This is a genomic window from Megasphaera indica (genome assembly GCF_046614755.1).
GTDB lineage: Bacteria > Bacillota > Negativicutes > Veillonellales > Megasphaeraceae > Megasphaera > Megasphaera intestinihominis.
Window position 1 is genome coordinate 68,244 of sequence record NZ_JBKKJR010000008.1, and the last position, 17,452, is coordinate 85,695.

Consider the following 17,452-nt stretch of genomic DNA (forward strand, 5'->3'; position numbering starts at 1 on the left):
AATGGCGTTTTTCCATGGCATCAAGACATCGGAAATTGATACTGCGGTTGTAGCTACGGCCCAGACAACGGCCGGACTTCCGGTCGTATTCGGCACAGCTCCGGTACATTTGGCAGAAGAGCCGAAAATCAACGAACCAGTCATCTGCTATTCCTGGTCCGAAGCAAAGAAATATTTAGGCTACCACGAAGACTGGGATAAATACACGTTGTGCGAGCCGATGTATGCAGAATTCAAACTCTTTGCCGTTGCTCCAGTGGTATTCATCAATGTACTGGACCCGGCCAAACATAAAAAGAGCGTATCCAGTACATCAATCACGGTAAGCCGGAAATCGGCAACCATCAATGATGACGTTATCCTATCTTCGTTAACAGTATCGGCTACATCGGCAGGATCCGCCGCAAAGGCAGGGACTGACTATATTGCCGCGTACGATGATGACGGGAATACAGTAATCTCTATTCTGGAGGGAGGAGCCCTTGCAGACGCCAGGAATATTTATGTTGCTTATGATGCGGTCGATGCGTCGTTGGTCAAAGACGCAGATATCATCGGTGGCGTAGGTACGAATGATGCGGTCACAGGGCTGGAATTGATTAACTACATTTACAGTAGATTTTCGCTTGTGCCGGGCATTATTGCTGCACCGGGCTGGTCTCAGCATCCGGAAGTAGCCGCTGTGATGCGGGCAAAATCCCGCAATATCAACGATGTATTCCGTTGCAGTATTCTGACCGATATCGATACGACGGAAGTAAAATCGTATAGCGGCTGTAACCTTTGGAAAAGTGGCAATGGTTATACAGGCGTTGCTGAATCTGTATGCTGGCCAATGGGGAAAATGGGCAATCATTGCTATTACATGTCCACTATTGAAATGGGCGTAATTGGCCAGGTGGATGCGTCGAATGATGACATTCCCTATGAATCTCCTTCCAACAAATCTGTACCAATTACAGGACTGTGTCTGAAAGATGGTACAGAAGTTACGTTGGAACTGACGCAGGCCAACTTACTTAATGGCCAGGGCATTACCACGGCACTGAACTTCGGCGGTGGTTGGAGACTTTGGGGCAATTATACGGGGGCTTATCCGGGCTCTACGGATCCCAAAGATACGTTTCTTGCTGTCCGGCGTATGTTTGACTGGGATGACCAGGTATTCATCCTGACCTATTGGCAGCGTCTCGACAAGCCTGGGGTTCCTCGCAATATCCAGATTATTTTGGATTCTGAACAAATCCGCCTGAATGGACTTAAATCACGAGGCTATATTCTGGATGGTAGTATTGAATTTTTGGAAGAAGAAAATCCAACAACGGATCTGGAAGCGGGCATATTCAGATTCCACAAGAAGCGCACGCCGCCGATTCCGATGCAGGAAATCGATACTATTTCGGAATATGATGTCAACGCGTTCAACGCATTGTTTGAATAGAGGTGAATAGCACATGGAAATTAATAAAATGCCGGAAGTCCTGAATGATTTCAGGATTTATGATGAAAACAGCGACACATTATATGGTGTGGCCAAGATTGAACTGCCTGATTTTAAAAGTATTACGGCGACTATTAAGGGGGTAGGTGTCGGTGGCGAAATAGAAGCACCGGTGTTAGGGCAGTTCGAGTCTCTGGAAACAAAGCTTACGCACAACATCAATGACAAATGGAACCTGACCATGGTAGGCGGCAGGGCCGTAGCTCTGGAAGCCAGAGCGGCCAATCAGTACTGGGACAGTGCCAATAACAATTACGTAATGGAAAAGGTACGAGTGGTTATCCGTGGCCGGACTAAACAGATGTCCGGCGGCTCCTGGGAACCAGCATCTACAACCGATGCTGAAAATACGATTGAAACGACGTATATCAAGTACGAAGTCAATGACAAAACGCTCCTGGAAGTAGATAAGTATGCATATAAATTTGTTGTCAACGGCACGGATATCATGCAGCCGATTCGCGATGCTTTGGGCATCTAAATGGGAGGAATCTAAATGAAGAAAGAAAACGAAGAAGCAAAAGTTGTTGAAGCGGAAGTCATCCAAGACAACCAGATGGCCCTGCCCAGTGACCAGGTTATCCACCTGACGCGGGCTTTGCCTGATGGAAAAGATATCTTATATCTGGATTTTGATAAAATTACGGGATATACCTTGCTCAAGTGCGAAAAAGAAGCAAAAAAACAGGATGCAAGTATTGTCGTGCCGGCATTGTCCCAGGTTTATCAGTCCCATGTAGTGGCTGTAGCAGCAGGTATCAAATACGACGACATTTTGTCTTTGCCGGCAAAAGACTTTACGGCCATCATGATTAAGACGCAAGGTTTTTTGCTAGGTACGGCCTCACCGAACGACAAGGAGTAACAGCCGGGCTGTTTATGAGGAATACTGTCAGGATGGCAAAATATACGCATACTCCGATAGATTTTTTCCTGGATTTACCTATTGAGGAATATGTATCCTGGCAATCTATCATTACGTCTGAAATCGATAGAGAAAATAAAGCAATAGAAAATGCAGGAAAGAGAGGCGGACACCGTGGCTAATAGAGTACTTGAAATGGCCATCGCTATAAAAGGACAGCTGGATGGAAGCGTTGGCAGTGCTATGTCACGAGCCGTCGCTCAGGCCAAACAGATGCAGTCGCAGATTAAAACAGCCAACCGAGAACTGCAGAACTTGCAGAAACAGGCGGTCAAGCAGCAGAATAGTAAGGGCTATGTCGAATATGATACAGAATTAGCTATTTTGCAGGCACAGTCCAGAAAAAATGAATTAGCCAAGCAATATGAAGCGACAATGAGTCGTGTTGATGCTAAACAAAGGGCATCATCCAACCTGTCCCAGGCAGTGAGTAATCTAAAAGCTGGTGCTATTGCTGCAGCGGCTATTGCCGCACCTTTGGGCATTGCGGCCAATGAAGCCATCAAGTATGAATCAGCCATGGCTGATGTCCGAAAGACTGTAGATTTTGATACGCCTGAACAATTTAAACAGATGGGTGCTGATATCCTCCAGATGTCACAGGAATTACCTATGTCAGCAGAAGGCATTGCGCAGATTGTTGCCGCTGGTGGACAGGCAGGCATTGCCAGGGAAGATTTAAAGCAGTTTGCCACTGATGCGGTAAAGATGGGCATTGCCTTCGACATCACTGCTGACCAGGCTGGCGAAATGATGGCCAAGTGGCGCACGGCTTTTGGTATGAGCCAGGGAGAAGTTGTACAATTGGCTGATCAGGTCAATTATTTGTCGAATACAACAGCGGCAAGCAGTGATTCTATCTCGGATATCGTTACCAGAGTCGGTCCGTTAGGTCAGGTCGCTGGCATGAGCGCTGCCCAGGTAGCTGCTATTGGCGCGTCCATGGCTTCCGTCGGTGTGCAATCTGAAATGGCGGCAACGGGCATCAAGAATATGGCATTGGGCCTGGTGGCTGGTGAAGGGGCAACCAAGACACAGGCAGAAGCATTTCAACAGTTAGGTCTGTCAGCGACAGATGTAGCTAAACGGATGCAGGAGGATGCACAGGGAACGATTATTGATGTGCTGTCCCGGGTTAAACAACTACCAAAGGAAATGCAGGCCTCTGTATTGAGTGACTTGTTTGGCAAGGAATCCATCAATGCTATTGCACCATTACTGACCCAGCTGGATAATTTGAAAGATAACTTCAATAAAGTCGGCGATGCAACTCAGTATGCGGGCAGTATGGACGCAGAATATCAGGCGCGAGTAGGGACTACGGCCAATCAATTACAACTGGCTAAAAACAATTTAGTGGCGTTGGCCATTAATGTTGGCAGTATCTTATTGCCAGCTATTTCTTCTGTGGCCGGAGCCCTGGCAACAGCGGCAGGCGGCATTGCATCGTTTATTTCTCAACATCAGACTTTGGCAACTGTAATCATGGGAGTCATAGGAGCCGTACTTGCATTGACTATGGCCGCTCTGACTATCCGTACCGCAGTGGCTTACTATAAATATATGGTTGAATCTATCCACATGGTACGAGATGCTCACGTTGCAGCTACTATTGCCAGTAGAGCATCTACTGTGGCCACCATTGCTGCCGGCGCAGCACAAAGAGCGTTTGCCATGGGCGCACGGATAGCCGCTGCGGCACAAATGGCACTCAATGCCGTTATGGCCATGAATCCGTTTGCCTTACTTGTCATCGCTATTATGGCTGTGGTAGCGGTATTAGTGTATTTGTGGAACACCAATGAAGGGTTCAGGAACGCATGCATTGCGGCCTGGGATGCTATTAGTTCAGCCGTATCCAGTGCATGGCAAGCCGTATCTGATGCGGCCAGTGCGGCCTGGGATTATATTACCAGCGCTGTATCAAGCGCCTATAGCTTCATTGTTGGTATTTTTGACTCCATCATGGCCGTGGCCGTATCCGTTTGGGACGCTGCTGTTAGCGCTGCGCAAAGTGCCTGGGATAGTATTATGTCAGCGGTCGGCCAGGGCGTGCAATGGTGTATTGATCAATGGAATGCCTTGACAGAAGTATTGTCTCATCCTATTGACGCTATTGTGAACTTTATCAAAAGTGGCGACAGCGATGCTGCATCTGCTGCCGGACAATCCGCAAACGGTGGCGTATTTACTCGGCCCTACCTGACATGGGTAGCAGAAGCGGGACATCCGGAAGTAATCGTGCCGATTACCCATGACGCCAATGCCTATAATTTATGGGCAAAAGCCGGTCAAATGCTGGGCGTCTCGCCGAATACGTCGGTCAATGTATCGGCCCCGGCTGTTTCCGGAGGAAGTGGCCGGCAGTATACATTCAGCCCGACTATTGTTGTACAGGGCGACAGCTCAAATACAAAGCAGGAAATATCACAGCTTATGGACCAGAAGATGCGTGAATTTGAACAGATGATGAAGCGGGTAGAAGCAAATAGGAGGCGGCTGAGCTATGAGTAATACATACAGTACCGTGCAAGGCGATATGTGGGACATGATTTCATACCGTGTGTATGGATCTGAAAAGTACGTAAGAACATTACTGGAAGCCAACCCGCAATTTCGTGATGTCGTAGTGTTCCCGGCAGATATTGTGCTGACGTGTCCGGATGTTAACCTGACGAATACATCGACATTGCCACCATGGAAGCGGTGATTGAATGGCTGTATTGCAATCGTTACAGAAAAAAATAACAAAACTGAAAGAACAGGCAACGGCCGGTTTACTGGCGCAAGAGCACATCGGCCGGCGTGCCTGGCTGATTGTAACGTATAATGGCAAAGATATATCCGAATCGTTGGCACAGTACGTACTGAGTTTCAGCTATACAGATAATCTGACTGGGCAGGTAGATGATATATCCATTACCCTGGAAGACCGTGCTGAATTGTGGGAAGCGGATTGGATGCCAGAACGAGGCGCTACCCTTGATATTACAATTTGCACATATAACTGGTCAGATTTGTATAGTGAAGAACAGGATTTACAGCTGGGAAAATTTGAAATCGACGAACTTGAAGTAAGCAGTGCACCGAATATCGTGACGATTAAAGCGGTTGCTATATCTATCAGTGACGATAGCACACTGAGAAGTACACTGAGGTCGCATACCTGGGAAAATATCTCTGTACAAAAGGCAGCCAATGATATTGCCTGGCAGAATGGCATGAAACTGCAATGGTATTGTGATGACAATCCGAATATAGATAAGCTGGAACAGAATGATGAATCAGATCTTGATGTATTGCGGAAAATCTGCGATGATGCCGGCTTTGCCCTGAAAGTAACGACAGATGCCATCATCATTTTTAATGTGGAAAAATTTGAGAAGGAAGACGTATATGCGGAATATTATCACCCTGGTACAACCATACTGAATATTGTGGAAAACCAATCGAAGCCAGTTCAGACAGATGCACTTTTGAATTACAGTTTCAAGGCCAAAATCCGTGATGTATATAAAAAGTGTCATGTCAAGTATGCGAAAGACAAAGATAAGTCCGTCATAGAATCGACATTTGTTGCTCCAGATAAGAAAGAGAAAGAAGGAGCGACGTTGGAAGTGCATCAGCAGGTATCTTCGCAGGCGGAAGCTGACCGGCTGGCCAAGAAAAAATTACGGGAAAAGAATTGCGAAGAATTTACGGGCAGCTTTTCATCTGATGGGAATATGGGACTTTGTGCAGGAGAAACGATTGAGATGCTTGGATTTGGGAATTTTTCCGGGAAATATATCATTACCCAGGCCAAACATGATATCAGCAGCAGTGGCTTTACCAGTAGCGTTGAGATAAGGAAGTGCTTAGATGGCTATTGATGAAAGAATCATACTTAAGTTATTGGCACGCTGCATTCGCGTTGGTCGTGTATCATCTGTCGATACAGCGGATGTATCGGCCAGGGTGACATTTCCTGACCATGATGATGTTGTGTCACCGCCACTGAAGATTATCATGAGAGGATGTAAAGCGGCAAAAGATTACTGGTTGCCCGCTGTGGATGACCAGGTATTATGCATTTATACGGCAGATGGCGGCGGTAAAGGCACAGGTGCAGGGTATATATTGGGTACGATTTACAGCACTATAGATGCGCCTCCTGGCGGCGGGTCCAGGGTACTCAATGTACCGAATGATTTACATATCCATTGCGGTAGTTTGGATATCACATCTGGGTCAGGCGATATCACAGTAAATGGTATTTCCCTGGTCAATCATACGCATGGAGGGGTAGAGCCCGGCGGCAGCAACACAGGTAAACCGCAGTAAGGAGAGATGCTTATGTATATCGGGTATATGGGATCAATTATATTCGGGGTGGCTGAGCATTATCTCGTTACGCCGGATGAAGTAAGCCGGTCCGGGGAGGCGCGATGGCAGACGCATGATTTAATTATGAATAAGCCTGTAGCTCAGTTTATTGGCCCTGGGCAGGAAGAACTATCGTTCAAGTTACGCCTTATGACGCAATATAATGCTACCCCAGAACGACAGTTAAAGACGCTTCGAGAAATGCGTGATAATGGCATGGTGTTCCCACTGATCATTGGCGGTAAGCCTGTATCGCAGAACTACTGGTATTTAGAAAGCGTAGAAGAAGCAGAAGCTATCTACAATGCCTACGGGAAAATCTTGTATATTACGGCCAGTGTCAAACTCAAGGAATATGATTTGGAAAATACGGATGAAGAGTCAAATGTCAATAAAATTGGCAGAGCGTATAACGTAGTTACTACATTATTTGGAGGTGGATTGTAATGCAGTATGAAGTATCGGTGAAAGCCCCGGAAATCATTGATATCGCGCCGAAAAACGATGTAAATGAAATATTGCAGAACGTCCGCACTATATTAGCGACTACAAAAGGAACCATTCCCTTAGACAGAGAATTTGGCATTGATGGTTCAGTTATCGATATGCCGACGATGCAGGCACAAGCGTATTTGACGAATGAAATATTCCAGGCAATCCGGAGATATGAGCCCAGGGTATCTATTGATAACATTACATTTGATGGGGAAATTACTGGAAAATTGATTCCCAAGGTGGTGATTACAATATGAAATTATCTGACTTACCAGATATTGAATTTGCCAATGCTGATGAGGAGAGTGTAAAAGCGGCCGTGCTGGCGGAATATACAGAAATAACAGGCCGGACACTGGCAACAGGCGACCCGACACGGCTGTTTCTGCTGGTGATTGCAGAACTCATTATCCGGTTGCTGAACAAGATGAACTATACAGGAAAACAGAATCTGCTGAAATATGCAACGGGTGACAATCTGGATGAACTGGGGGCATTTTCGGACACGGACCGGATTCCGGCATCTGCAGCTACAACGACATTACAGATTACGTTGTCGGCGGTACGTGAGCAAGAAACTATCGTGCCCAGTGGTACGCGGGTAACAACGGCCAGCGGTATATATTTTGCTACTGATGAAGATGTGGCGATATTAGCAGGCAACACGGTGACAACTGTTAAAGCAACCTGCCAGACAACAGGAGTTGCGGGAAATGGATTCCTGCCGGGAGAAATCAATAATATTGTGGATCCTATTGCTTATGTGGGATCTATTACTAATACAACAACCAGTGCCGGCGGCGCGGACCGAGAAGAGGATGACGCATACCGCGAACGGATCCATGAATCTCCGGAGCGATTTTCGACAGCCGGACCGACCGGGGCCTATGAATATTGGGCAAAATCAGCAAACAGCGCAATCATTGACGTAACGGTATACAGTCCGTCGGCAGGTGTCGTAGAAATACGACCATTGCTGACAGGGGGCACAATTCCTGAACAGGAAGTATTAGATACTGTAGGCGCTATCCTAAATAAGGAAAAAGTGCGGCCACTGACAGATCAGGTACAGGTAAAAGCTCCGGAAACCGTCAGTTATGACATAAGCTTGACCTATTATATTGACCAGGGCATATCGGAATCTACAGTGCAGGAAGCGGTAGCCGCAGCCATAGGCAGCTATGAGTTATGGCAGTCCGGGAAAATTGGCCGGGATATCAACCCGTCCAGACTTATCGCCGATGTGATGACCGTAACAGGCGTCAAGCGTGTAATTGTAACATCACCTACATTTACGAAGCTGACAAATGTGCAGGTGGCGCAAGCCGGTACGGTAACGGCCAGCTTAGGAGGTAGTGAAGATGAATGACGATGAATACAAGGTTGCCGAACATCTGCCGTCATCCATTGATGCGGAGCCTATAATCAGCTTGGCCCAAGTCACAGACGTAGAACTGGGAAAAATCAATACTGACCTGCTGCTGATTTATCCGGCCATAGACAGTCTGAATGAACAGCTGATCGATTATTTAGCTGTCCAGATGCATGTAGATGAATATGACGATACGGAGAATTTGGATGTCAAAAGGCAACAGGTAAAGCAGTCATTCCTGCTACATAGGCTAAAAGGTACAAAATATGCTGTGCAGAAAGCTGTATCGACGGTATATCAATCAGCGAAAGTAGAAGAGTGGCCGGAATATAGTGGTGAACCATATCATTTCCGTGTGACAGGTATAACGGCACCGATGAATGAAACAAAAACCATCAATAAATTGGTGCGGTTAATCAATGCGTACAAAAATACACGGTCCTGGTTGGACTATGTCCAGTTTAACAGGCTGTATAGACAGACCTTTTTGTTCGGCGGAAATGTCAATCTAGTAAGAAAAACGACAATTACATTTGATCTGAAACAAAAGATAATCACGCAGAAGGATATACATGTATTAGTCGGTGTTGGTATATATAAGGAGGTAACGATTAATGGCCAACTGGAATAAAATTACCATGACAGATGTCGGGGCAGCGTTGCAGGCTAAGGTCAACGCGGGATTGACGACATTGAAATTTACGCGTGTTGCAATAGGATCTGGAAGCAGAACTGGAGGCTTAGGCAGTGCGACAGGACTAGTGAAAGAAGAGCTGACGCTGGGTATTAACAGCATTACCCAGAACGGGAGTACGGTAACACTGGACCTGACGATTAGCAATAGCGGCTTAAAAACTGGCTTCAAAATTACGGAAATGGGTTTGTTTGCAACTGATCCTGATGACGGAGAAATCATGTATGTAACCCTTATTGATGATAATCCGGACTATATGCCGGCAGAAGGAAGCAGTACAGTCGTACAGCAAGAATTTCAGCTTGTATTTACAATGAGCAATACCGGCAATGTATCAGCAACAATTAATCCTAATGGTTTTTTGACGGTAGCTCATAACACGGACGAAGCGGCTCATGAAAATATCCTGATGGTAACATCGACAGCGGATAAACCAGCGTCTATGTCAGACCGGGGTATGTGGGTCGAAATTGTCGGGTAGGTGATGCACTATGCTAAAAATCAAGAACATGGACATCTACTATATCCGTGGCGACGATGACGGATTCAGTATCCAGCCGACTGCGGACGATGGCACGGAAATCACGGACTTCACGGGCGTATTCTCGGTGAAAAAGTCATATGATGACACAAATTATGTACTGCAGTGTCCGATGGATGGGACAGTAGTGAACCTGACGCATGATAAGACGAAGAATCTGTCGTATGGCGATTACATATGGGACGTTGAGCTTACTCTGGCAGATGGCATCCGTCAGACTATCGGGCCAGGCAAGTTCCATTTATTGCCGGATGTGACGATTTAAGGAGTGGATACGATGGAAAAGCTACACGCTGTATTGTCAGCATCTGGAATTATATCCGCAAAAATGACGGCAGGCGTACCCCTGAAGACATCCATCAAGACCAGTGGATACAGCAAGAAAGCAATGGTACGGATGCCCGGAAAAAGCTACTTTCCTAGCCTGGGAGACGTGGATAAACTTTATATCGATGAAAGTGAAGGGATTATCTATTTATGGGATGCAGATACATTGACGTATATACCCATAGCCAGCGGCTGGCACCAAATTAATGTGATAAATGGAGGGGAAGCATAATGGCAACACAAACTCTTAAAAACGTAATCTTACAGCTGCGGACTGGCTCTGCAACCCAGTGGGCCGCATCCACCCGAATCCTGGCTGTAGGCGAACCCGGCGTGGAGACCGACTCTGGACGAATCAAGATAGGTGACGGTACTAATCTGTGGTCTGCACTGCCCTGGTCCGGTGCAGCAATCGGTAAGAGCAGCACCAACGGAGCCTTGACAATCAATGGGGCGGACGTGGTAGTGTACGTTCTGCCAACAGCCACCAGCGATACCCTGGGGGGCATCAAATCCGCCAGCGGCACCGGAAAGGTTACTGTGGACAGTGCGACTGGCACCGCCTCTGTAGGCAACGTAGCCAGTGCAGACAAGCTGGCTACCGCAAGAACAATTAGTCTATCCGGGGACGTAACCGGGTCCGGGAGCTTTAACGGCTCTGCTAACCTGGCCATCACTACTGCTCTGGCAGGGCAGGCCTTTACTGCCGGCACATACACCAAAGTTACCGTCAACACCAAGGGCATCGTGACCGGTGTGGCCCAGCTGAGTGCATCTGATATGCCTAGCGGGATAAGCGCTGGTAAAATCAGCGGCCTGGGGACGGCAGCCACCAAGAACACCGGTACGGCCTCCGGCAATATCCCGGTGCTGGGGAGCGACGGAAAATTGGACACTGCAGTACTGCCGGCTATTGCTATTACTGACACGTTTACGGCCACCAGCAAGGCAGACATGCTCAAGCTGACTGCCCAGACCGGGGACGTCTGCGTAATCAGTACAGGCGGTGATAAAGGGTCATACATCCTGATTAAAGACGACCCGACAGTAGCCGCAAACTGGCAGCTCTTGACATCGCCTGCCGATGCAGTGACCAGTGTCAATGGTAAGACTGGCGTAGTCACCCTGACCACTGCCAACATCTCAGAAGGGTCAAACCTATACTGGACCCAGGCGCGGTTTGACACGGCTTTTGCCAATAAAAATTCCACGGCGCTCAAGGACGGGGCAACTATCGTCCATACGACTGACACCGTGGTCATTAACTGCGGGAATGCATAGGTGGTGATTCAATGGCCACAAAAACAATAAACGGCCAGGTTAAGACCAGAATCGATACTGCGGCAAATTGGCAAAGCGTTAACCCGATACTATTGGCCGGGGAACTTGGCATTGAGTCCGACACACATCGGATGAAGGCCGGTGACGGAACGACAGCCTGGAGTAGTCTGCCATACTTGCAAGGTCCATCAAACGTCACACTTAGCGTCGAAGCCTCAGCGGGATCAAGTACCTGGATAGAAATGCCGACAGAAGATATGTATATAGGCGGAACGGAGCCAACTAGCAAGAACACAATTTGGATAGAAGTCAGCGAATAACAAGGAGGATACCAACATGAGCATTTTAAAAGGCATTTTGCATCACTGGAATAAAACAAGCAGTGCATATGACACGATTCATCCTGAGACCGAAGTAGCCCAGGTCACGGACTGGAACAAGGGCATCGTCAATACCCTGGCAAGCACAGGACTGAGCAGCCTCGTCAACGTATTGTCGTCGGACAGCTTGCTTGCGCTGCTGATTAAAAAAGTGTTTGACGCAATGGGTGTAAAATATTCGCTTGGCCAGAACGGATATGTGTGCTGGGGTGCACTGTTTGGCGGGGTAATTACACAGTGGCTGTCTAATAGCCGATTGCCAAGACAGTCACATCAGTATTCAAACCGCCGGACCAATAGCTGATAATTTGCACACTATTTATAGTTACGGCATTTACTTTCGCCCCCTCCGTCTGATTTGCCATCGCACTGCTATTTGATAGCCGCCCATATGTGTCACTCAGTAGCGCGGTAACGCACTTAGTAGGAAAGGTTAGTGGCAGCATAACATATGCACCTTCGTCATTGCCCATGGTTTTATTCTTAGTTACCCACTGTTCAGATACAAACAACAATATACGCTACCTTATCATTCGCATAATCTGTCCCCCTCCATGTGTGCACATATAAACTAGAACTTGAAAAACAACCAATTGCTGTTGAAATAGCATTTACGTTATCACAATTAGACGTTACTGCTATAAGAATATTTTTGACAGAAATTGGCAATGCTACGGATAATGATGTGTTTGAGCTATTCGTTATTTGTGTTCCCCACTGTTTAAACCGCAATCAAAATCCAAGTGACGATAGCTTGCGCAGTACCAGCATATCCTTGCCCAACTTCGTAATCAGGGGTTATGCAAATGGTTGTGCGTGTGCATTCTGACCAATATGGACAACATACGTATCCAGGGAAATCGCCTGATCGCATGGTTGCAACAGCAGCTGCAGCATAGTTAATATTTAGCGGGAGAGTAATTTCCTGAGTGGTGCCGTTCAGATTGAGAGCATTGCTTCCCCACTGTTTAATATCCGATGACAATTATATAAAATTTTGTATCTGCCGCAAAACTAGTTTCCCCGTATAGTGCACAGCGACTTTTTGAGTCTAAATAGATGGCAGAGTGACAAACAACGTGATTATTATTCATGTGTGTTAATACTGCACTCACTGCCGTATTTGGGAAAAATAATGGATAGTTAAAGTAGCCGAAGTTCAAGCCACTCCTTATCGTTAAACCTCCCCACTGTTTATACACCGATGGAAATCCATCCGAAAGCACCGAGCGACTTGTTTCCGCTATCTGTAGTTACTGTGAAGCTGGTTATCGTAATTGATAAAATAGCAGCTACGAATGCGCTGCCATTAGTTCCTGTGATATCATATGGGATTACATGCACGAAACTTTGATAAGCAAGCGGGAAATTCACACTGTATTTCAGATATGCTGTGTTATCTTTTCCCCACTGTTTATATGCAAATAGCAATCCAGTGTCCCCAAATATTGCCAATATTGGATATCCTTCGCCCATCAATCATAAACTTACCATTTTGGTAATAGTCTGTAGCTAAGATTAGTGGTTCATGGTTCATGTTGATGTCATTAGCTAGCACAGCTAACGGAGTCGAACTTATTGGGAGTACAACATATGAATTAGGTGAGATATCATTTATTACTCCCCACTGTTTAAATAACGCCAATCATAAAGCATGCTGTGGTATGTGATGACAAGGACACGCTTCCACCGCTTGTGACGCTCAATGTTATGATATTTGCCATTGCTAGTCCGATACTATTGTCGGATGCGGCGGATATTGATGCATATAGCACTGAGGGATTTTGTAACCAAGAGGTAGGATAAGCTTCTTCTGTTAAGATTTTTAAAACTTTCCTTACGGTGATTGGATACTCCCATGTCATGATACCATTGCTGTATTCCTTTGTTGCCACTCCCCACTGTTTAACATCCTATAGCTATTATATTCTTTGGCTTTATTAATCTACCAGCTTGGTTTTCAGATGCGCTCCATGCAGTCACAGTTGTTAGATCACTATCATTCGATATTGATACATTTTCATAAACCCATTGGCTAGCTGCGCAATTGCCCAAAACTACAAATTTAGTTTTGCTAAAAGCTATGGGCAGTGTGATGACCTCTTCTGTAGTCTCTTTTATCCACTGTTTACTTGCCAATACCGATGACATTGTAAGTAAGGGAACCGTTGGCCTTGCTAGTTATATGTACCTGTACCTGTGTAGTGCTCGCTTCGAATGCTTCCCCCAGAGATGATGCTTGGTTTGAATTTCGTGAGCCTACTTGTTTTAGTATTCCATTAAAAACGATAGGCCACGATGTCGATGCTGAGTCATTTGCTAATACTATCAAAGATACCCACTGTCTACCTGCCAACGGCTATCCATCGAAGGTTGGGTAACCCACTACCAGCACCACGATACCTGAAATCGGTGCGAGTCAAGTGTTATTTTAAATGAAGTAAGCAATGCAATTTATGCGATGGATGTCGTGGCCAAAAGCTACGGCGTAGCATTTAGTGAGACACTCATCAAGCAGTTATACGATGAGCTGGAAAAATATATAAATCAAATGGCTCAGTCGTAAATTATCAAAAATATTTTGTTAGATGAGAATCGCATGAGCGCTATTATCAGCACAATATTTAATTTTTAAAATTTTGTAATGCATATGAATTCTGCGATTTTAATCATAGCAAATTATGAACACGAAAAAACGCCAATGAATGCGTATTTAACAACATTCAAGGCGTTTTTATTTTGAGCAAATTATGAGCAAATTATTGTAGTAGTTCTATGCATTTGCGAAGCTGTCGTAAGGATTTATGTGTATATACCCGGTCGGTCACATCACCTCCGGTATGACCTAAAATCCTACGTTTTGCATTTTCATTGGCGCCGGCATTGTCTAGCAAGGTCGCGACGGTATGACGGGTGTCATGAGGCGTGTGATTTTGACCATGAATTTGGGCCATTACTTTGTTCCATATTGCAGATCGGTATTGTGAATATTCATATGGATTGCCATCTGTATTACAAATCAAAAATTTACCAGGGGCCTGTAATCGGCTTTCGATGAATGGTAATATTCGCGAATGAATTGGAATAATGCGGATACCAGATGACGTTTTTGATTTTGTGATGCGAATATATCGTTGTCGAAGATTAATATTGCATTTTTCAAGGTGGAGTAATTCACTGACACGCATGCCGGTATACAGCAGAATTAATACAGTATCCCTGTCAGCGATATCGGTTTGCTTCCATAATTTGTTGATTTTCTGGCGCGAGAATACATGATGCGGATACACCGGGTGATTTCTACCAATGGATAGTAGCAACGCATAATTTGTACGACATATATTGGACTTTTGCGCATACTTAAAAAGCAGACTAAGTAAATTCTTGACCTTTTTACAACTTGAATATGATAGATGTTGTTTTTGCCGCATGGAATCAATAACGGATTGCAAATCGAGAAAAGTTAAATCAGAAAAAGGTTTGTCATACAAAGAAAAGCAATGTTTATATGAATTTTCATAACTAGCCTTCGTACTATTTGACAGTTCAGTATTTTCATTCAAATGGAATGGAAGCCATCTGAAATATAATTCGGAGAACGTTATAGTTTTTCTACGGAAAGGGCGGTGATTTTGGTGATGATCAGCATAGTAATTGGCTTGGAATACTTTCGCATCATATATCGATTCAAACGACGCAATATATTTTTGCTTGCCAGCGACGGTAGTTACAAAAGCATACGGCCTCCTCCGATTACCTCCCATAATTCTGATGCAGCCATAGCCATTAGGATTTTTCATAAGAAACACCTCATTATATTTTAGTTTACATTTTATTATAGGAGAAAATATATGAATAAAACCAATGTCCAATATTATGGGGCGGGATTTGATGCAAACGGACGTCGAATCGTGTCTAAGATTTGTGAATTTGATCCAGAAAAAGAAAGAAATAGTGATAAGGTATCTGCCTTGATTAACGAAATTAAGGCTATGTCTGAAGATATCGCTGTTGCAGAAATTATTAATGCAGATGCCTATGACCAGTATTTAAATGGGGGATGCATCAGAGATAATACGACGGGGAAGCCAGTTAAATACGTTCCGCCAGAACCGACTGCCGAAGAAAAGAAAGCCAGTGCTGCATCTAAAATTGCTGCTGAATACACCCCTCAGCTCGATGAGCTGAAAGGGAATCTATTGACAGCAGTAATGACAGGAGACACAGAACTTGAAAGTGAAATTAAAGCGGAATACCAGGATTTGATTACTGCATATAACAAAGAATTGGAGGCGTTATAAATGAAACGGTGTAAATTGTGTGCTCGTAAATTAGATGACAATGGGAATTGCAAAAATGAAAAATGCCCAGAATGCATTCGTGCAAAAATTAATAAAGCAGCAGAAGAAAGCACTGAAAAGGAGGAAAATAAATGATAGAAGCAGTAATCAATTTTTTTCGCGAGATGGCCCCAGCAGGGCCCGAAATAGAGTGGGGAGCAGCAGTATCATGTGTTGGAACCATTTTTTCATATCTGGTTGGATGGAATACGGTAATAGAAGCATTATTAGTGGCCATGGCCATTGATTATATTACTGGAATTTTGGCGGCATATATCAATCCCAATATGCAGCTCAATAGTCAACGCGGATTCAAGGGAATATGTAAAAAAATCGTGATACTGTTGCTTGTCGCATTGGCACACGAATTAGATCGGGCAACTGGACAGCCGGCTGTACAACAGCTAGTTGTGTGGTTTTTTCTGGGAAATGAGGGTTTATCAATTATTGAGAATGCGGCAAAAGCTGGTTTACCGGTGCCAGCCAGATTAAAAGATACATTAGAACAATTGACAAACAAAAAGGAGGAACGAAAATGAAGGTATTTATCAATCCGGGCCATGATATTAAGTATGATAGTGGTGCGGTGCATTATGACACGAATGGAAATGTAGATTTGCGCGAATGCGATGTAGCAGCCAAAATTGGTACTGCTGTACAAAAATATCTTGAAGTAGCTGGCTGTGAATGCTCTTTAATGCAAAGCGACAATTTAGCGCCGACGCCGGCAGGGCGTAGCGACTATGATGATCGCCAAGGGATAACTGTTACTGAAACCGCTAACGAATGGGGCGCTGATATTTTTGTCAGCATCCACTGTAACGCTGCTTCGGGTACAGCTCGCGGCACAGAAGTGGAATGCTATAGCAGAATGAGTAACGGGGGCAATTTAGCTCGGTGCATCCAATCGCAAATCATCGACAGCCTCGATACTGTCGATAGAGGCGTAAAAGAAATGCCAGAGTTGCTGGTACTACGGTATACAGATATGCCGGCAGTGTTGGTTGAAACAGCTTTTATTGACAACGACAGCGATATGCTGCTGTTAGTAGAAAAATGGGATGACATTGCGCGTGCAATTGCACGCGGTGTAACTGACTATGTACAATCTATTTTTTAACAGCACTTTACAACTTTTACGCTACCTCGGAAGTTGACGAAACCAGTTTACACAAGGCCTGCACTAAGTCCGTTGGATTTTTTGCGGTTTGGGCTTTAGAGACCAAAGTGC

The 17,452-nt window shown here is 45.2% G+C and carries 26 protein-coding genes; 22 read left to right on the top strand and 4 right to left on the bottom strand.

Features of this window, described 5'->3' with window-relative positions:
- Nucleotide 1 precedes the first annotated feature (1 nt).
- Genes ACFCTO_RS05890 through ACFCTO_RS05975 form a run of 18 tightly spaced genes read left to right on the top strand, consistent with a single transcriptional unit; the run spans nucleotide 2 to nucleotide 12,185 of the window.
- Nucleotides 2–1,441 (top strand): phage tail sheath family protein, encoded by a 1,440-nt coding sequence (locus ACFCTO_RS05890; protein WP_499876540.1) that lies wholly within the window; start codon nucleotides 2–4, stop codon nucleotides 1,439–1,441.
- A gap of 13 nt (nucleotides 1,442–1,454) precedes the next feature.
- Nucleotides 1,455–1,982: a phage major tail tube protein gene (locus tag ACFCTO_RS05895; protein ID WP_278967835.1), complete on the top strand. Its 528-nt coding sequence runs from the start codon at nucleotides 1,455–1,457 to the stop codon at nucleotides 1,980–1,982.
- Between the two features lie 15 nt (nucleotides 1,983–1,997).
- Nucleotides 1,998–2,366, top strand: coding sequence for a hypothetical protein (locus tag ACFCTO_RS05900; protein WP_499876541.1), 369 nt, complete (start codon nucleotides 1,998–2,000; stop codon nucleotides 2,364–2,366).
- 32 nt (nucleotides 2,367–2,398) lie between these two features.
- Nucleotides 2,399–2,548 (top strand): hypothetical protein, encoded by a 150-nt coding sequence (locus ACFCTO_RS05905; RefSeq protein WP_499876542.1) that lies wholly within the window; start codon nucleotides 2,399–2,401, stop codon nucleotides 2,546–2,548.
- Nucleotides 2,541–4,940 carry a phage tail tape measure protein gene (locus tag ACFCTO_RS05910; protein ID WP_499876543.1) on the top strand — a complete coding sequence of 800 codons (2,400 nt, stop codon included), beginning with the start codon at nucleotides 2,541–2,543 and terminating at the stop codon, nucleotides 4,938–4,940. The genes ACFCTO_RS05905 and ACFCTO_RS05910 overlap by 8 nt, the downstream gene beginning before the upstream one ends.
- Nucleotides 4,933–5,136, top strand: coding sequence for a tail protein X (locus tag ACFCTO_RS05915; protein ID WP_499876544.1), 204 nt, complete (start codon nucleotides 4,933–4,935; stop codon nucleotides 5,134–5,136). The genes ACFCTO_RS05910 and ACFCTO_RS05915 overlap by 8 nt, the downstream gene beginning before the upstream one ends.
- 4 nt (nucleotides 5,137–5,140) lie before the next feature.
- Nucleotides 5,141–6,298, top strand: a complete 1,158-nt coding sequence (locus ACFCTO_RS05920) for a phage late control D family protein (RefSeq protein WP_499876545.1) — start codon at nucleotides 5,141–5,143, stop codon at nucleotides 6,296–6,298.
- Nucleotides 6,288–6,749 (top strand): baseplate assembly protein, encoded by a 462-nt coding sequence (locus ACFCTO_RS05925; RefSeq protein WP_499876546.1) that lies wholly within the window; start codon nucleotides 6,288–6,290, stop codon nucleotides 6,747–6,749. Before ACFCTO_RS05920 ends, ACFCTO_RS05925 begins: the two co-directional genes overlap by 11 nt.
- 12 nt (nucleotides 6,750–6,761) lie before the next feature.
- A complete protein-coding gene (locus ACFCTO_RS05930; RefSeq protein ID WP_329991443.1) occupies nucleotides 6,762–7,238 on the top strand; it encodes a phage tail protein in 477 nt (158 codons plus the stop codon).
- The gene (locus ACFCTO_RS05935; RefSeq protein ID WP_499876547.1) at nucleotides 7,238–7,543 is read left to right on the top strand and encodes a GPW/gp25 family protein; all 306 of its coding nucleotides are present in this window, start codon (nucleotides 7,238–7,240) and stop codon (nucleotides 7,541–7,543) included. The genes ACFCTO_RS05930 and ACFCTO_RS05935 overlap by 1 nt, the downstream gene beginning before the upstream one ends.
- Nucleotides 7,540–8,655, top strand: coding sequence for a baseplate assembly protein (locus ACFCTO_RS05940; RefSeq protein ID WP_499876548.1), 1,116 nt, complete (start codon nucleotides 7,540–7,542; stop codon nucleotides 8,653–8,655). The genes ACFCTO_RS05935 and ACFCTO_RS05940 overlap by 4 nt, the downstream gene beginning before the upstream one ends.
- Complete coding sequence (locus ACFCTO_RS05945) at nucleotides 8,648–9,289, top strand: phage tail protein I (RefSeq protein ID WP_499876549.1); 642 nt, start codon at nucleotides 8,648–8,650, stop codon at nucleotides 9,287–9,289. Before ACFCTO_RS05940 ends, ACFCTO_RS05945 begins: the two co-directional genes overlap by 8 nt.
- Entirely contained in the window at nucleotides 9,273–9,833 is a 561-nt protein-coding gene (locus tag ACFCTO_RS05950; RefSeq protein ID WP_499876550.1) for a phage tail-collar fiber domain-containing protein, read from the top strand. The genes ACFCTO_RS05945 and ACFCTO_RS05950 overlap by 17 nt, the downstream gene beginning before the upstream one ends.
- A 10-nt stretch (nucleotides 9,834–9,843) precedes the next feature.
- Nucleotides 9,844–10,158: a hypothetical protein gene (locus tag ACFCTO_RS05955; RefSeq protein WP_499876551.1), complete on the top strand. Its 315-nt coding sequence runs from the start codon at nucleotides 9,844–9,846 to the stop codon at nucleotides 10,156–10,158.
- Between the two features lie 12 nt (nucleotides 10,159–10,170).
- A complete protein-coding gene (locus ACFCTO_RS05960) occupies nucleotides 10,171–10,452 on the top strand; it encodes a hypothetical protein (RefSeq protein ID WP_499876552.1) in 282 nt (93 codons plus the stop codon).
- A complete protein-coding gene (locus ACFCTO_RS05965) occupies nucleotides 10,452–11,501 on the top strand; it encodes a hyaluronate lyase N-terminal domain-containing protein (protein ID WP_499876553.1) in 1,050 nt (349 codons plus the stop codon). Before ACFCTO_RS05960 ends, ACFCTO_RS05965 begins: the two co-directional genes overlap by 1 nt.
- A gap of 11 nt (nucleotides 11,502–11,512) precedes the next feature.
- Complete coding sequence (locus ACFCTO_RS05970) at nucleotides 11,513–11,821, top strand: hyaluronate lyase N-terminal domain-containing protein (protein ID WP_499876554.1); 309 nt, start codon at nucleotides 11,513–11,515, stop codon at nucleotides 11,819–11,821.
- A 16-nt stretch (nucleotides 11,822–11,837) separates the two neighbouring features.
- Nucleotides 11,838–12,185: a hypothetical protein gene (locus tag ACFCTO_RS05975; protein ID WP_499876555.1), complete on the top strand. Its 348-nt coding sequence runs from the start codon at nucleotides 11,838–11,840 to the stop codon at nucleotides 12,183–12,185.
- On the opposite strand, the gene ACFCTO_RS05980 is transcribed toward ACFCTO_RS05975, so the two are convergent.
- The 4 genes from ACFCTO_RS05980 to ACFCTO_RS05995 form a co-directional block, all read right to left on the bottom strand.
- The gene (locus tag ACFCTO_RS05980; RefSeq protein ID WP_499876563.1) at nucleotides 12,127–12,354 is read right to left on the bottom strand and encodes a hypothetical protein; all 228 of its coding nucleotides are present in this window, start codon (nucleotides 12,352–12,354) and stop codon (nucleotides 12,127–12,129) included. The two genes, ACFCTO_RS05975 and ACFCTO_RS05980, sit on opposite strands and share 59 nt — an antisense overlap.
- A gap of 495 nt (nucleotides 12,355–12,849) precedes the next feature.
- The gene (locus ACFCTO_RS05985) at nucleotides 12,850–13,107 is read right to left on the bottom strand and encodes a gp53-like domain-containing protein (protein WP_499876556.1); all 258 of its coding nucleotides are present in this window, start codon (nucleotides 13,105–13,107) and stop codon (nucleotides 12,850–12,852) included.
- On the bottom strand, nucleotides 13,076–13,357 hold the full coding sequence (locus ACFCTO_RS05990; RefSeq protein ID WP_499876557.1) for a gp53-like domain-containing protein: 282 nt from the start codon (nucleotides 13,355–13,357) through the stop codon (nucleotides 13,076–13,078). Before ACFCTO_RS05990 ends, ACFCTO_RS05985 begins: the two co-directional genes overlap by 32 nt.
- A gap of 1,283 nt (nucleotides 13,358–14,640) precedes the next feature.
- On the bottom strand, nucleotides 14,641–15,681 hold the full coding sequence (locus ACFCTO_RS05995; RefSeq protein ID WP_499876558.1) for a tyrosine-type recombinase/integrase: 1,041 nt from the start codon (nucleotides 15,679–15,681) through the stop codon (nucleotides 14,641–14,643).
- Nucleotides 15,682–15,732: 51 nt separating this feature from the next.
- Here ACFCTO_RS05995 and ACFCTO_RS06000 point away from each other — a divergent pair, with 51 nt between their 5' ends.
- The 4 genes from ACFCTO_RS06000 to ACFCTO_RS06015 are packed head-to-tail and all read left to right on the top strand — an operon-like array spanning nucleotide 15,733 to nucleotide 17,341.
- Nucleotides 15,733–16,182 carry a hypothetical protein gene (locus ACFCTO_RS06000; RefSeq protein WP_499876559.1) on the top strand — a complete coding sequence of 150 codons (450 nt, stop codon included), beginning with the start codon at nucleotides 15,733–15,735 and terminating at the stop codon, nucleotides 16,180–16,182.
- Nucleotides 16,183–16,317 carry a hypothetical protein gene (locus ACFCTO_RS06005; RefSeq protein ID WP_499876560.1) on the top strand — a complete coding sequence of 45 codons (135 nt, stop codon included), beginning with the start codon at nucleotides 16,183–16,185 and terminating at the stop codon, nucleotides 16,315–16,317.
- Complete coding sequence (locus ACFCTO_RS06010; RefSeq protein WP_499876561.1) at nucleotides 16,314–16,760, top strand: phage holin family protein; 447 nt, start codon at nucleotides 16,314–16,316, stop codon at nucleotides 16,758–16,760. Before ACFCTO_RS06005 ends, ACFCTO_RS06010 begins: the two co-directional genes overlap by 4 nt.
- On the top strand, nucleotides 16,757–17,341 hold the full coding sequence (locus ACFCTO_RS06015) for an N-acetylmuramoyl-L-alanine amidase family protein (protein WP_499876562.1): 585 nt from the start codon (nucleotides 16,757–16,759) through the stop codon (nucleotides 17,339–17,341). Before ACFCTO_RS06010 ends, ACFCTO_RS06015 begins: the two co-directional genes overlap by 4 nt.
- Nucleotides 17,342–17,452 lie beyond the last annotated feature (111 nt).